Here is a 15,049-nt window from a genome sequence, read left to right on the forward strand (position 1 = left end):
TTGGCGAAAAATCTAGCGAATATAAAAGCTATGACTCAGATAAAGCTGAAATAATTGATGGCCTATGCACTAAAATCTAAGCCAATATCCAAAGCGGTAGTACTGTGCGTTAGGTAGCCCATCGCGATAAAATCAACCCCTGTACTGGCGGCGGCTCGTACCGTTTCAGGCGTAATACCACCGGATGCTTCAGTCTTTGCGCGACCTTTACACATAGCAACCGCTTGCGATAAGATTTCTGGCGACATATTGTCTAGCAATACCAAACTCACACCCGCCTCTAGCGCCTGCTCTAATTGCTCTAGTGTATCGACTTCAACCTCAATCGGAATCAGATGCCCAGCAAAGTGTTGCGCTTGCTCGATAGCCGTCTTTATATCACCGGCAATAGCGATATGATTGTCTTTGATTAAAATCGCATCATCCAGTCCCAAACGGTGATTGCGACCGCCACCGCAGCGTACCGCGTATTTTTGTACAATACGCAGACCTGGAATAGTCTTACGCGTACAAGTAATCTGCGCTGGATATTGCGCCACGCTATCGACAATCTGGCGGGTCGCAGTCGCAATACCGCTAAGATGCGTCATGAAGTTTAATGCTGTACGTTCTGCTGTTAGCAGATGGCGTGCATTACCTTTTACAGTAGCCAATACGGCACCAGCGGCGACTGTTTCGCCATCCTGCACTTGAGCCACAAACTCAATGCTTGCATCAACTAAGGCAAAAGACAACCGCGCCAAATCCATACCGCATATCACACCTGATTGTCGTGCCTTAATTTGTAGCTGGGCTTGCATATCTGCTGGGATAGTGGCTTGCGAGGTGACATCACCACGCCTGCCCAAATCTTCCGCTAGCGCATCTTCTACCAAAGGTTTAAGCAATACGTCATCCAATACTGGCTCTTTTTCAATTGTCATGTTTGACCCTTATGTAGGCGTAATATGAATAAAAACGTCCAAATATTTAAACTCAAAATGAGCATAAATATAGCGTAAAGTTGACGCTCCTGCAAGGGAAGGTGAAAAAGTTTTTATTGAGCAAGTCGATTTCTATATGAAATTGACCTAGCTGTATTTGTTAGTAGCAATTATTTACGCTTAGGAAGTTTGCTGTCCATCAATAAGCTTTGTAGCTCGATATCATGGCGAAAACGATAGAGTTTGGCGGGGCGACCACGCTGAGCACTACTACTCTCTCCTGTCTCCATCACAAGATTCTGAGATTCCAGCAAACGGCGAAAGTTTTGTTTGTGCAAGCGTATGCCTGATAAGGCCTCAACACTTTGCTGCAATTGGGATAAAGTAAACACATCTGGCATCAACCCAAAAATAAGCGGTCGATACTCAATCTTGGCGCGTAGTCTGGAGATAGCGGTGGCAATCACGCGGCGATGATCGTAATACATCGGTATGCCGATACGCTGAGACCAGTCGCTTGGCAATTGAACCGTTTGGTAATTAGGCGGATAATTGGGCGCTTCTGGTATCAGTCCTGCTTCATACAGCATCTCGTAGCGCAGCAGCACATGCTCTGCGATCCATTCTCTGCTTTCATCAGCCTTATCGCCAACTGGTTCAGTTTCTATGAACTCGCTATCTGTCAAAAACTCTTCGCTAAGTCCCCAGCACAAACCAATACGTTGACGCCTGCGCTGCCGGGCAATAGAGTCTTCGGCGGTATCTGCCCACTCCAATAGCATAGGAACGATAAAGTCCATAATGATACTAGGCATACCATCCAAATGATTTTCCCACGGGAAATAATCATACCAGTTTCGCCATAGCGCTTGGCTTTGCAATGCCTGCATTTGAGTTTCTTGTACCAAACCAAGGTAGCTGACGTACACCAATGCATGACCATCAACATTACGTCTGTTGGTATCAACAAAGGTATATAGCTGCTCCAAATATCCGAGCGGCTGCTGCGTCTGCTCTTCTACCCATTGACGCACGCCTGCCTGTAGCGAGCGATGTAATGGCATAAGCGGCCCATTTGGCAACAGTTTGCCTTGGTCAACGGTTAGGACACGAGCGATATGATCGGTAATCGCGACCAATACAGCGACCACTTCTGTTGTGCCGCTACCTTGCTGGTGCGCATGTGAATAAGACAACGTCATAGTTTTGGGGATTATCCTGTCTCTTTAAAATGGCATAAAAGGGTTCTCAAGGCTGATAGTGATAGTACGCCTCAAATCTAAAACAGTATAACGTGAATCTTGAAATATCATAGTCTGGCGTTGTAATCAGACAACATCAAAATGGTCCTGCTACTATCAAAGATGGTGCAGAGACATGCTAGAGAACCTCTATCACATAACCAAGAATAAATGATGACAACAGAGGAAATAAATCAGTAAACCTATAAAAAACACTTGTATTTATACTCAAAATGAGCATAATTAAAACAACGGATTAATTTTATTTAACCAAACATCTTGTTTTAGCACACCATTTATCACTATAGCGCCAACAGAGGTTGCCATTATGAAAAGTTATCCTTACGACGCACCCATCATGAGTACCGACAATCGCATCGCCACTCAGATGAACATCGAATATGCCAGAGCAAAAATGCCAGCAGACTTGCCTCGTGCTGAAAGACTCGTGGTTGAAGAAAACATCAAAAAACTCTTAAAAGACAATAACGCGGTACTCGTTGCACACTACTATGTCGATCCTTTTATCCAAGACTTAGCCCTCGCGACAGGTGGCTGCGTCGGTGACTCGCTTGAGATGGCTCGGTTTGGACAAGCCCATAGCGCCCAGACCCTAGTCGTCGCTGGTGTACGCTTTATGGGCGAGTCAGCAAAGATTTTAAGTATGGAAAAAACCGTGCTTATGCCAGATTTGGAGGCGGAATGTTCGCTCGATTTGGGTTGTCCTGCTGATGAGTTTTCCGCATTTTGTGATGCCCACCCTGAACGTACCGTGGTCGTTTATGCCAATACCAGCGCCGCGGTAAAAGCCCGCGCTGACTGGGTTGTGACATCATCGGTCGGTATCGATATCGTCCGTCATTTGCATGCGCAAGGTGAGCCGATCATCTGGGGGCCTGACCGTCATTTGGGCAAATACATCGCTCGTGAGACAGGTGCAGATATGCTGCTTTGGCAAGGGTCTTGCCTCGTGCATAATGAGTTTAAAGCCACTGAGTTGCTGCAATTAAAAGCCGAGTACCCAGAAGCCAAGGTCTTGGTACATCCTGAGTCGCCCGATAGCGTGGTGGCACTCGCTGATGTTGTTGGCTCAACCAGTAAACTGTTGCAATCAACGTATGAGATGGATGCTGACACCTTTATCGTTGCAACTGACCTAGGCATATTGCATGAAATGCAAAAACGCTCACCGAACAAACGCTTTTTGGCAGCACCTACCGCTGGTGAAAGCGCAAGTTGTAAGAGCTGTGCCTTTTGTCCTTGGATGGCGATGAATGGCCTAAAAGGTATCGAGCAATGCTTGACCAATAACAGCGGTGAGGTACTAATGACGCCTGAGCTTGCCGCCGCCGCTAGAAAACCCTTACAACGTATGCTTGATTTTGCTGAATCACAAAAGCAACGTGTGGCGGCCAGTGGCGATATCATCCAAGACCGTGCATTGTTTGCCAATGTTGGGGCAGCCTAGCATGAGTCAGCCGCACTCAGCCAATCAAACCCGTACCACCATCCCTGATAACTGTATTCCTGATAACTATAGGAGTAGTCACATGAGCCATATTGTCAAAACTGACGTCCTTATCATTGGCGCTGGACTGGCAGGCTTGAGTACAGCGTTATCGCTACCGAAGTCACTGAATATCACGGTTTTGAGTAAAGCGGCACTTGAGGTTTGCTCAAGTCACTATGCCCAAGGCGGCATTGCCGCAAGCTTAGACAAAGAGGATTCTGTAAATGATCATGTCGCTGATACCTTAGTGGCTGGTGCCGGGCTTTGCACACCCGATAATACTGCCCGTATCTTGGGTGCAGGACAGCAAGCGGTTCAGTGGCTATGCGCGCAAGGTGTCCCTTTTACGCAGAACTCACCTAACGCTTTGGATAATACAAGCGCACAGGAATTTTCTCAGTTACAGACCAGTGACTTGCATTTAACAAAAGAAGGCGGTCACGGCTGTAGACGCGTCGCCCATGCAGATGATGCGACGGGTCGACACGTGATGGACGCATTAACCATCAAAGCGCAAGCTGCTACCAATATCACTATTTTGCCTTATCATGAAGCGCTTGAGTTACTGACACTGCCTATAGCGAGCGACAAGCCTTTTTTTACAGATAATAGCGATGCTAAACATTGCTGCCGAGGGGCGCTTATCTTTGATCATATCAATGGGCGCCCGCTCACCTTTCATAGTCGTGCAGTGGTACTGGCTAGTGGCGGCTTGGGTCAATTATTCAAGCGTGCCAGCGCGCCTAACGTCTGCGTCGGTGATGGCGTGATGATGGCATGGCAAGCAGGCTGCCGCTTGGCAAACTTGGAGTTCATTCAGTTTCACCCAACAGGCTTAGCGCTAGATGACAGCAGCTTTTTGATATCTGAGGCACTGCGCGGTGAAGGGGGACGGTTATATTGTCCAAAGACGGGTGTCCGCTTTATGTTGGACGTGGACGCACGTGCTGAATTGGCACCACGAGATATCGTCGCTCGGGCGATAGCCGCGCAGATCGATAACAATGGGCTTGGCTACGTGTATCTTAATGTCAGTCACTTGCCTGCTGACTTTGTAAAAGCGCATTTCCCGCAGATTTACCAAACGCTATTAACGCTCGGGATTGATATCACGACAGATCCTATTCCAGTTGCCCCGACGGCGCATTATAGCTGTGGCGGTGTGGTGACTGATGCCAATGGATTGACGGATGTACCAGGACTTTATGCGGCTGGTGAAGTCGCTTATACAGGGCTACATGGGGCGAACCGCTTAGCAAGTAACTCGCTGTTGGAGTGCGTGGTGGTTGGTCGTAATATCGCAGACCATTTGCCTCAGTATTTAGAACGTTTAGAAGACTTAGAAGAGATAAATGGTGACATTTATTATGAGGCAGCTCAATCAGCGATTGAGTTTTGGTCAGCGCCAATTCTTACAAATACGCAGCTTGTGGTCTTGCCTATCTCTGGGCTTGTTGCACAACAATATGGTCATGGCAATAAAACACTCGATGTTGTTGACACTAATCTGGCAAAAACTGATGTCGCAACCATAGCCACAGAACTAAAAGTACTCATGACCACTAACATGGGTATCACCCGTAGCGCGGGACAATTAGAACAAGCATTAACCCAAATACAAAAGTGGCAAGACTGGTTCACAGATGCTGAGTCTGATCAATCCGACGCAAGTAATAGACGCAGCCCTACTACTGCTAGCGAACTTGCATGCTTTCAATTAACCAGACAGCTTGCTTTAGCGACTTTAATTATTCAGTCTGCTTATCAGCGTATGGAGAGTCGCGGCGGACATTATCGCCATGATTATCCAAATCTAGCGGCTACTCCTCGGGCAAGTGTGGTTGGGCCGCAGCGTGAGCCATATCAGCAACATATCTCCTCTGCTCAATCTATATATATATCGAAAACGCTAAACAATATGTGGAAAACGTTGATTGCTTGACGGAGCAGTGTGCACATCAACGTCCTAGAAAAAGTCAGCCAATAGCAGAGATTGATTAACTTGCCGCAAGTCCTATCAGCTCACAAAATATCAATCAATGCAGGCTACCTAGTGGGTTTTTAGTATTCGCTCAGGGTTATGGTACAATCGCAAGCTTCCTAAAATGTCTTGTTAAAATCGCTGCGAGCTGACCACCATGCAAAGCCTAATTACCCTCGTTTTGGTCTTGATGCCAATGTTTATTGGCTTTGCCATTCCCTCTAACCCAACCATGACCAAACTTGCCGATACAGGCTTGTCTTATTTAGTCTATCTTATCTTGGCACTGATCGGTATTGAGCTATCACAGGTAGAAGGGCTGGGTAATCAAGTTGGCGAAATTGCCCTGTACGTGACTGTCTTATCCATATTGACAATAGGCACAGGATTGTTTGCACTGATGGTATTTGACCGCGTACGACCATGGCATGCCAAAAAACCAAGCGTCAAATCTAAAGAGCATCGTGTCAGTATTCGAGGTAGCCTATTACAGGTCGTCTGCGTGGTGATTGGGATGGTGATTGGCTACTTCTTGCCTGCTGATTATATGCCACCTGAAAACTCTATGACGGTCATGCTGATGATTTTGATCTTGTTGGTCGGTATTGGCCTTAAAGGCTCAGGCATCACCCTAAAAGAAGTGTTGCTCAATAAGCGCGGGGTGGAGATGAGTATTATCTTTACCCTCTCGATATTGGTAGGCGGGCTGGTCTTTGCGCTGATGTTTAGCGATGTATCGTGGACAAAAGGCTTGGCTATGGCGTCGGGGTTTGGTTGGTATTCGCTATCCGCGATTGTCATGACCGATGCTTACGGTGCGATTTGGGGCAGTGTCGCGCTGTTTAATGACTTGATACGGGAGTTCTTTGCGCTGCTATTCATTCCTGTATTTATGCGCAAATATCCTTCGGCTGCTGTCGGGCTTGGCGGTGCGACCAGCTTAGACTTTACCTTGCCTATCATTCAACAGTCAGGTGGTCTAAAAGTCGTGCCACTAGCGATTAGCTTTGGCTTTTTGATTAATATTGTCTCACCCGTGCTGATGGTATTTTTTTCGGCGTTGGGATAAGGTTAACTTTTAAAGGTTGATGAAAATCAGTCGTTATTATTCGAAGAGCTCACAGTACTTAGCGTACTCACCATATATTTCTATATAATAGTCATATTCAAGATTCGTTAAGTCCTGTACTGAACTGCTGGCCTTTAAGGTTACTCGGCTGTGTTTTGACTCAATACTTTCATTATTAAGCGCTTTAAAGTTACGATCTATATTATCTGTATTTTCAACAAAAATATTATTTGAGCAATCATAAGTACGCATACGCTTAGCATCAATTCCATGCTGCGATGCTAAAGTATTCTTGACGATAAGCGCCCGATTGCGCGCTAAAGAGTCTTGATTAATTTCATTTGCTGCTACATGACCAAAAATAAAAACATTAGCTTTTGGATACTCATTGAGACTTTTTACCATAGTTATAAAATCTTCATTATAAATAGCAGGTAATTGACTGCTCATTGGCGGGAAAAAGCCGTTAAATTCCATTTCAAGCCCACTGGTATAGACCTCTATAAGACAGCCTTTAGCATCAACCACTACGCTAGGTGGCGTTTCAGGACACTCGTCTATATCATCAAGTACGCCATCGCCATCTGAATCAGGAATATCCGGTATCAAAGTAACAATATTATCAATCTGAGGTATATCGCTAGGTGGCGCACTGGTTGTGGTTTGACAGCCTATTAACAATAAAGTGCTTATAGCAACCGTCACTATATTCAATGATTTAATATTCATAAGCTACTCATCCTTAAGCTATTGTCCCTAAATTCCACTCGCCTGCTTTGCAAACAAGCGCATCAACGGCTTAATTTTGCCAACGCGGTACATGCCTTCGCTACGCAGTTGCTGAATAGGACGAGTTTGTGCAAGCGACCCTGCAAATAACCAGTTCAGTGCCGAAAAGCTGTGCATCATCAGGCTATTATGCGGACGACGCGAGCGCTCATAATGACGCAGCGTTTGATTACTGCCCCACAGCGTGCCGCCACTACGGGTAAAGTCATGCATCAACTGCTCACACAATACTTTTACATCGAGCATACCGAGGTTCAACCCTTGGCCTGCTAGCGGATGCACGCCATGGGCGGCATCACCGATGAGTACCAAGTTATCAGCGACGTAGTTTTTTGCTTGTTGTGCTGCTAAAGGAAAACTGGCGATGGACTCAATCTGCTTTATAGCGCCCAGCTCGTAATGACTCGCCGCTGCGAGTTTATCCGCGATAAAACGGTCGTCTTCCTCTATCAATGCCAATGCCTGATTGGGCGGCAAGGTCCATACGATAGATTGCCAATGTTGTGGATTTACCTTATCGTCATCAATAATATCCGCTAGCGGCAAGAGCGCTAGCGTCCCCGTTGGCAACATGGCTTGACGAGCAGTCGCTTGATGTGGTTTCTCTGTTTGAATCGCACAGCAAATCGCTGTTTGATTATAATCGAGCGTATCGAGCCCAATCCCTGCTTGCTGACGGACAAATGAGCCGCGACCATCAGCACCAACCAACAGACGCGCATCAATCGCTGTCCCATCATCCAAGGTCACACGGTAACCTTGCTGTGCACCTAGCCAGTCCATATTGACCACTTTATGCCCAGCGATAACCGTCAGATAGTCGCTGACATCCGCTTCATGCAAACGCTGCCATAATGCATGTTCAATAACGGCAGGCTCCACCATACTACCGAGTATCTCAGGCGCAGCGTTTTGGTCACCACTATCACCAAACAATAGCTCGCCCATGCCGTTCAACTGCCATACCTGCATTTGGGAATAGTCGGCTTTACGTTTGGATGCGGTAATGTGTTGCCACGCGCCAACCTCTGTAAGCAAATTAATACTCGCCAAACTGAGCGCATAGACACGCGCGTCACGTTTGCTTAGCACCGCTTGCCACGCTGACTCGTCACGCGCAGGACGGGCATCAACCAAGGTCACTGGCATTTTATTTTGTGCCAGCTTTAGCGCGAGCGTCGCGCCAACGATACCGCCACCGATAATCAGCGTATGATTGTTTTTCATAAGGTGTCTCTCAATATTGCTCAATATTAGAATGCTTATTATCAATCTCAATTACATATAGTTGATTCAGTTTACAAGAGAGACAAGGCAACCGAGTGCAGATGTATAGGCAATACTGCAAGCGAGGTTAACGCTGTCACTCTTTTAAAGAGGATTAACTATAGCGCTATGACTTTAAACCCATCGCGTAGGTTGCCACCAATGGCTTGATATTTGGCAATTTATCAAAGGCCAGTAATGCCATATTTCGTGCCAGCTTAATGGCGGGATTAGGATGCGTGAAGCCATGTACCACGGCATCACAGAATCGAATCACCCGCTTTTGATCCGTTTGACGCGCTTTCTCATAGCGCTTTAGTAATTGTGCATTACCGATGTCTTCGCCTTTGAGCACTTGTGAGCTCATCATTTGCGCCAATACATGCGCATCTCGCATACACAGATTAAACCCTTGACCCGCGACAGGGTGCAGGGTGTGAGCGGCATTGCCCATGATAACGCAGCGACCCTCGACCTGCTTATCTGCTAGCACACGCGATAACGGATACGCGCCGCGGCGACCAGCAGCGACAAACTTGCCCGCGCGTTGTCCAAACGCTTGCTGTAGCGTCTGCAAGAAATGCGCGTCGTCTTCTAGATATTTGGTTTCTTCACCTGTTGGACAGACCCAAACCACAGAGCGTCTATAGCCTTGTTGATAGGTGTCATTGCCATCACCTTCTGGGTCCGTCAGCGGTAGCACCGCCAGTGGCCCTGCTGGGCTAAAACGCTCAATCGCTACATGCTCATGCGGTCTATCGGTCTCTACCACACCAACAATAGCGGTTTGCTGATAGTCATAGGTTGTGGTGCCGATATCTAACAATTGACGTACCGTAGAGTCACGTCCATCACAGGCAACCAATACGCTGGCTTGCAGCTGTTGCTCGTTTTCTGCTTCGTCATCGTTGCTAAAGCTCAGCGTCACGCCATCCACTTGTTGGGCAACGGTATTAACGCTGGCATTGTCAATCAAAGTCACGAGTGGCGACTGCTGCGCGGCTAATAAGAGCTTTCGCCCTAGCCACGCATTTTCCATTACCTGCCCAAAGGACTCAACCTTCTCTTCGGTTTTATTGAGCTGTGCGCGCCCAAAGCTACCTTGCTCACTAATTTGCACGCTATCAATTCGGCACGCATGGCTTTGTAGCTCGTCCCATAGACCAATCTCTTGATAGATCTGTACTGTACGCCGCGATAGCGCTGTGTTACGACTGTCTAGGTAATGACGGCGCGTACGATCATCGGACGGACTAATAGTGGGATAGCGATTTTTTTCTAATAACGTGCTCGCAATACCGTGATGCGCCAGTAGTAAGGCAAAAGACAAACCGACATGACCGCCGCCAACGATAAGCACCTGTTGGTCGGTGATTTCTTCTCTTTTTTCAGGTAGGCTTTTAGAATTGGATAAAGGTGAACCTGTCTCTTGCATCGTTGTTGTTCCTATTATAATTTTTGGGTATAGAGATCTTTAGTGATTGATAGCCGTTTTATTAGATAGCCTTTATCTGATAAAGGCTGCTTTTTGCTCAATCGTAAAACGCTGTAATATCGCTCATAGATTACCACAAATTGCCTATCCTGCTGTGCTCTAACCGTAGACAAATCGTTCGTCCATCCTCATCGCAAGCAAGGTTTATATCGGTAAAATCAGTAAAAACTTAACTTATTCATCTCTCAATGCGAGCGTTACTTTTCACTGATGATGTTATCTAACCGATAAATGAACTTAATAGACATTCCATTGGCTCGATTTAGAGTAGTGTGTTGATTGCAATCGACATACAAAAACAACGCTATCTGCTCAATGTAGCGCTTGAATTTTAAAAATTCTCTACCATAATGAAGGCAAGACTTTTATTTATTATCTTCTACAAAACCAACAATAATATTACCGTCATTTTTAGTATCTACTATAACTACTCAACACCCATATAACGCTACTAACTACTTTATCTCTGAAACCCGTGACGCTATCAAAATGAAATCACAGCGCCGGGCATACAATACAAGGATAATCGCTTGACTGATACCATGAGCCGCCGTATAAAGTTTGAATCCCTAACGCCAGCACAGCTCAAAACCGTGCTTGGTGAATATAACAATCACATGAAATACATCCAAGAACGCCTCGATATCAAAATCATGCAACGCCAAGGCGATTTTTGCTTAAGTGGCGATGTGACCGCTGTCGAGCGCGGTGAGCGCATCATCTACAAGATGGTCGATGAAGCCCAAAACACCAAGGATATCAGCGCAGAAGAGCTGCATCTGATTATCCAATCTAGCATCTCGCGTGATGAGGATATGGACGACGATGAGCAGGATGATGATATCGAGGATGCAGAATCAGATGAGGCCAATGAGTTTACGCCCGTCAGTCTGCGTACGCGCAAAGGTCGCATCATACCGCGCGGTGGCAACCAGCAGCGCTATGTAAAAAACGTCTTAAGCTCTGATGTGTCGTTCGGTATTGGCCCTGCTGGTACTGGTAAAACCTATCTTGCGGTCGCTTGTGCAGTCGATATGCTAGAACGTAACGAGATTGAGCGTATCTTGCTCGTGCGTCCAGCTGTAGAAGCTGGCGAAAAACTAGGCTTCTTGCCTGGTGATTTGACGCAAAAAATTGACCCTTACTTGCGTCCATTGTATGACGCGCTCTATGAGATGATAGGTTTTGAGAAAGTTGGCAAGATGATCGAAAAACAAATCATCGAAATCGCCCCGCTTGCGTATATGCGTGGTCGTACGCTCAATAACTCCTTTGTCATTTTGGATGAAGCACAGAACACCACGCCTGAACAGATGAAAATGTTTTTGACACGTTTGGGCTTTGGCTCACGGGCTGTGATTACTGGCGACATCACGCAGGTCGATTTGCCGCGCGGTCATAAGTCAGGTCTCGCGCAAGCGATGGAGATCTTAAAAGACATCGAAGAGATTCATATCACCAAATTTGATTCAAAAGACGTGGTACGCCATCAGTTGGTACAACAAATCGTTGAAGCGTATGACGTGTACGATGAAGAGCAAATGGCTCTAGAAGAAAAACGTAAGTTTGAACGTATCAAAGAACAAGAACGTAGACAAGCTGTGGCTAATGCTGCTGCCAAACTATAATATAGTCAATCCACTATAAAAGCGTTATAGCGTTAACTTCGCTTGAAGTATGACATATACATCTGCACTCGGTTGCCTTGTACCGCTCTTAAATTGGATCAACTATAATAACGCTAGAACAATTTACTATAAAGATTTATATTGCATAGAAAAACCGGATTACTAAAGTAGTCCGGTTTTTTCTTGGCAGAGATTGCTTAGGTTTAGCATTACTTGGGTGAGGCATGGTCTAGATTGAGTATAGCCAACTAAACACGCCCATTTATAATAAAACAGGACACCGATATGAACCAATTTGACAGTAATAATAGCCACCAAGATCATAGTACCACTAATGATGATGACAGCTTGGTAGCACTGGATATTAATGCAGCCGATAGTATCGATGATGAGACGCTTGATACGTTTTATGATCGTAAGTATCTATTATCTGTCATGATGGCAACTTTAGATTATATGAACGCGCGCATCAATGAAGGTCTGACACTACCCTACTTTGCAGATATCGGTTCTGAGCTGTGGCAAGAAAAACCTAAAACCTTGGATATATATATTACAGATGAAATCGAAGGCCAAGCCCTCAATTTAGAGGCACGCGGTAAGGACTATGCGACCAATATTTTGTCTTATCCAAGTGAGTTGCCTGTCGCCATCATCGGACTAATGCCAACACTGTCTCTTGGTGAGCTTATTATCTGTCATGAGGTCATGGTACGTGAGGCACAAGAGCAAGACAAAACCGTGGCACAGCACATCAGTCATTTACTGATACATGGCGTGCTGCACCTACTGGGTTTTGATCATGAGCTCGGAGAGGCCGAGCAAGATGAGATGGAGCGCTTTGAGATTGAGATTTTGGCAGGCCTAAACCTACCAAACCCTTATCTTTGATTCGGTCTTAATCAATCTTTAGTGGTCGGCAGCTTTTGTGCTTGACCCATTTGATTGATCATTTGATCCAAGCCTTTGACATGGATACTGCGCTGCGGGAATGGAATCTCAATATTCTCATCATCCAATGCGTGTTTGAACTGCTCAAGCAACTGGCACTGCATGGTCCACCAGTCAGCATTGGTTGTCCACACGTTCAATGTCAAATCAACTGAATTGTCACCAAGATTGGTCACTCGTACAATAGGCTCAGGATCGGTGAAAGACAACGGGTTATTTCTGGCGAGGCTCAGCATCAGATCTTTGGCCGTTTTGATATCTGCATCATAGCCAATGCCCACGGTGATATCGACGCGGCGATTGGGTAGTGCTGTATAGTTGACCACCGCTGAGGTTGTGATGTCGCTGTTAGGAATAATGATGTCATGATTGTTAATGGTCGTTAGATGCGTGTTGACCAAGGTAATCTCTGTCACTGTACCCGTATAGCTGCTGATCTGCACATAATCACCGCGTACAAATGGGCGAAAAGTCACGATCATAATGCCAGCGGCAAAATTTGATAGCTGATCCTTTAGTGACAAACCAACTGCAACCGCGGCACCGCCCAAGATAGCAACGACCGAGGTGGTCTGTACGCCAACTTTGCTAAGTGCGGCTAAGACTACGACAACCAATAGCACGCCATACAACAGACGGCTTAAAAAGCCCGTCACGGTTTCATCTAAATGACTACGCGCCATGAGACGACCAAAAAAGTCGACGGCTTTTTTGGCAAGCCAACGTCCAACGATAAATATAAGTATTGCCAAAGCCACCTTGATGACTATCTCTAATGCATTGCTGGTGAGCGTCGCAACATCTACTGTAAAACCTAAAAATTCCATACTAACTCTTTACTCGATAGCGGTGTGTTATAAATTTGGGTGTCGATTAATCTTAATTGCCGATTAATCTTAATTATTGTCGTCAAATATTATGACGTATTCGTTGATATTCTATGTTTATTTATCGTGTCACTGATTTTTTATCGCTTTAGTTTTGTAATTTTCGTTTTGTGGCGTTAGTAGGTGACATCCACTTCGTCGCTATAGCGATAAGTACGTATCAGTCGTAACTCGACAATATCACTCATCTCTTTGGTAAATTGTCCAAAGGGGGCCGCTTGTCGTACTGACTGTTTTGCGGCCTCATCCAGTATCGTCGAATTTGAGCTTTCTAGCAGACGAATGGCTTTGATATTGCCATTATTACTAATGATGACCATGAGCCGCACTTCACCCGTAATGCCTTGCGCCCGTGCTTGCACAGGATAATGCAGATTGCCGACACGCTCGACATGCTCACGGAAAGTATTGATATAGTCAGCTGCTGCCCCGCGCGTGGTCGAGTTACTATCCATAGTGACCACTTTGGATTTGGTCGCATAGACTTGCTGACGTTGAGACAATTGCGCTTCTAAAGTAGCGATTTGCTTACGCAGACGCGCTTCTTGTGCCATGATGTCATCTTGTGCTTGTTTGCTATCATTATCCGACTCTACGCTCGCCTGACGCCAGCTTAACGTGGTGCGCAGATAGCTCTCTTGGTAGCGCTGCTGTCGCACTTGGCGCTGTAGATTGATGACGTCTTGTGTCTCGCTCATTTGCTCAGCAGACAATGGACTCACTTGGTCATTTTCTTGTCTCAGTCGCTCCTCTATGGTACCGCCGCCTTCTTGTGAGGCGTTGGCAATAAAATGCGCGTCTTCGTTTGGCTTCATATTATCGGTGAGCGCCTTTGCTACATCCTGCATCATAGCAGCCGGGTCTTTACCCATCGAAAAGCTGATGCCAAAAATAATCAATACGTGTATGGCGACCGCAATGACAATCGCTACAGGTAAGCTCACATCACGCTTGGGAGGCTGCGCCGAAAAATGGTAGCTCTGTGAGTCTTTGATATAGGCCACAATGGGTCTCAGCTGATAGGTAAGGCGTATGGTTTATGAATGAGCATGTAGTGATATGCACAATATATGTCGGCGCTATCATAACATGACATAAAACTATGTCGCTAGCCCAACCGATAGTGTCGAGAGATGGCGCTAATCAGTCAGTGTTTACAACCTTTCATCTACTTAAAACAAATCCCTATCACTAAAAATGTTATAAAACAGGTATCGTCTTTATGATATCAAATGAATTGTCATAAAACGCATGTGTCCATTTTGAAGCCACGGTATTTGTTATATACTGTTTTAGAATGGTAATGCTA

At 45.9% G+C, this 15,049-nt stretch carries 12 protein-coding genes; 5 read left to right on the forward strand and 7 right to left on the reverse strand.

The genetic code is table 11. The annotated features are described in order from the left end of the window. Positions 1–62: 62 nt before the first annotated feature. A complete protein-coding gene (gene nadC / locus GYK50_RS09385; protein WP_093070670.1) occupies positions 63–923 on the reverse strand; it encodes a carboxylating nicotinate-nucleotide diphosphorylase in 861 nt (286 codons plus the stop codon). Between the two features lie 170 nt (positions 924–1,093). Beyond that, a complete protein-coding gene (locus GYK50_RS09390) occupies positions 1,094–2,125 on the reverse strand; it encodes an NUDIX hydrolase (RefSeq protein ID WP_212563781.1) in 1,032 nt (343 codons plus the stop codon). Between the two features lie 367 nt (positions 2,126–2,492). Here GYK50_RS09390 and nadA point away from each other — a divergent pair, with 367 nt between their 5' ends. From nadA to GYK50_RS09405, 3 genes are all read left to right on the forward strand, one after another. Further along, the gene (gene nadA, locus GYK50_RS09395) at positions 2,493–3,632 is read left to right on the forward strand and encodes a quinolinate synthase NadA (RefSeq protein ID WP_212563782.1); all 1,140 of its coding nucleotides are present in this window, start codon (positions 2,493–2,495) and stop codon (positions 3,630–3,632) included. A gap of 1 nt (position 3,633) precedes the next feature. Then, positions 3,634–5,616 carry an L-aspartate oxidase gene (gene nadB, locus GYK50_RS09400; RefSeq protein ID WP_420070456.1) on the forward strand — a complete coding sequence of 661 codons (1,983 nt, stop codon included), beginning with the start codon at positions 3,634–3,636 and terminating at the stop codon, positions 5,614–5,616. Positions 5,617–5,812: 196 nt separating this feature from the next. Further along, positions 5,813–6,724 carry a LysO family transporter gene (locus GYK50_RS09405; RefSeq protein WP_212563783.1) on the forward strand — a complete coding sequence of 304 codons (912 nt, stop codon included), beginning with the start codon at positions 5,813–5,815 and terminating at the stop codon, positions 6,722–6,724. Positions 6,725–6,760: 36 nt separating this feature from the next. Here GYK50_RS09405 and GYK50_RS09410 read toward each other — a convergent pair whose 3' ends face one another. From GYK50_RS09410 to GYK50_RS09420, 3 genes are all read right to left on the reverse strand, one after another. Continuing rightward, positions 6,761–7,453: an OmpA family protein gene (locus GYK50_RS09410; protein WP_093070684.1), complete on the reverse strand. Its 693-nt coding sequence runs from the start codon at positions 7,451–7,453 to the stop codon at positions 6,761–6,763. 27 nt (positions 7,454–7,480) lie between these two features. Further along, on the reverse strand, positions 7,481–8,740 hold the full coding sequence (locus GYK50_RS09415; protein WP_212563784.1) for an FAD-dependent oxidoreductase: 1,260 nt from the start codon (positions 8,738–8,740) through the stop codon (positions 7,481–7,483). A 166-nt stretch (positions 8,741–8,906) separates the two neighbouring features. Next, positions 8,907–10,214, reverse strand: a complete 1,308-nt coding sequence (locus tag GYK50_RS09420; RefSeq protein WP_212563785.1) for a UbiH/UbiF/VisC/COQ6 family ubiquinone biosynthesis hydroxylase — start codon at positions 10,212–10,214, stop codon at positions 8,907–8,909. 602 nt (positions 10,215–10,816) lie between these two features. Between GYK50_RS09420 and GYK50_RS09425 the strand changes: the two genes are divergently transcribed. Then, entirely contained in the window at positions 10,817–11,902 is a 1,086-nt protein-coding gene (locus GYK50_RS09425) for a PhoH family protein (RefSeq protein ID WP_058024365.1), read from the forward strand. A 285-nt stretch (positions 11,903–12,187) separates the two neighbouring features. Next, on the forward strand, positions 12,188–12,793 hold the full coding sequence (ybeY, locus tag GYK50_RS09430) for an rRNA maturation RNase YbeY (protein WP_186474905.1): 606 nt from the start codon (positions 12,188–12,190) through the stop codon (positions 12,791–12,793). Between the two features lie 11 nt (positions 12,794–12,804). Here the strand turns inward: ybeY and GYK50_RS09435 are convergent, their stop codons facing one another. Together GYK50_RS09435 and GYK50_RS09440 are read right to left on the reverse strand one after the other, a co-directional pair. Then, positions 12,805–13,680 (reverse strand): mechanosensitive ion channel family protein, encoded by an 876-nt coding sequence (locus GYK50_RS09435; RefSeq protein ID WP_212563786.1) that lies wholly within the window; start codon positions 13,678–13,680, stop codon positions 12,805–12,807. A 176-nt stretch (positions 13,681–13,856) separates the two neighbouring features. Beyond that, positions 13,857–14,744: an energy transducer TonB gene (locus tag GYK50_RS09440; RefSeq protein ID WP_212563787.1), complete on the reverse strand. Its 888-nt coding sequence runs from the start codon at positions 14,742–14,744 to the stop codon at positions 13,857–13,859. Positions 14,745–15,049: the final 305 nt, after the last annotated feature.

The organism is Psychrobacter pacificensis, from assembly GCF_018336615.1.
In the GTDB taxonomy this organism is placed as follows: domain Bacteria; phylum Pseudomonadota; class Gammaproteobacteria; order Pseudomonadales; family Moraxellaceae; genus Psychrobacter; species Psychrobacter pacificensis.

Coding starts and splice junctions, on each gene's coding strand:
- nadC (WP_093070670.1), bottom strand. CDS start 923: ATGACAATTGAAAAAGAGCCAGTATTGGATGACGTATTGCTTAAACCT.
- nadA (WP_212563782.1), top strand. CDS start 2,493: ATGAAAAGTTATCCTTACGACGCACCCATCATGAGTACCGACAATCGC.
- GYK50_RS09425 (WP_058024365.1), top strand. CDS start 10,817: ATGAGCCGCCGTATAAAGTTTGAATCCCTAACGCCAGCACAGCTCAAA.
- GYK50_RS09410 (WP_093070684.1), bottom strand. CDS start 7,453: ATGAATATTAAATCATTGAATATAGTGACGGTTGCTATAAGCACTTTA.
- GYK50_RS09435 (WP_212563786.1), bottom strand. CDS start 13,680: ATGGAATTTTTAGGTTTTACAGTAGATGTTGCGACGCTCACCAGCAAT.
- GYK50_RS09420 (WP_212563785.1), bottom strand. CDS start 10,214: ATGCAAGAGACAGGTTCACCTTTATCCAATTCTAAAAGCCTACCTGAA.
- ybeY (WP_186474905.1), top strand. CDS start 12,188: ATGAACCAATTTGACAGTAATAATAGCCACCAAGATCATAGTACCACT.
- GYK50_RS09405 (WP_212563783.1), top strand. CDS start 5,813: ATGCAAAGCCTAATTACCCTCGTTTTGGTCTTGATGCCAATGTTTATT.
- GYK50_RS09390 (WP_212563781.1), bottom strand. CDS start 2,125: ATGACGTTGTCTTATTCACATGCGCACCAGCAAGGTAGCGGCACAACA.
- GYK50_RS09415 (WP_212563784.1), bottom strand. CDS start 8,740: ATGAAAAACAATCATACGCTGATTATCGGTGGCGGTATCGTTGGCGCG.
- nadB (WP_420070456.1), top strand. CDS start 3,634: ATGAGTCAGCCGCACTCAGCCAATCAAACCCGTACCACCATCCCTGAT.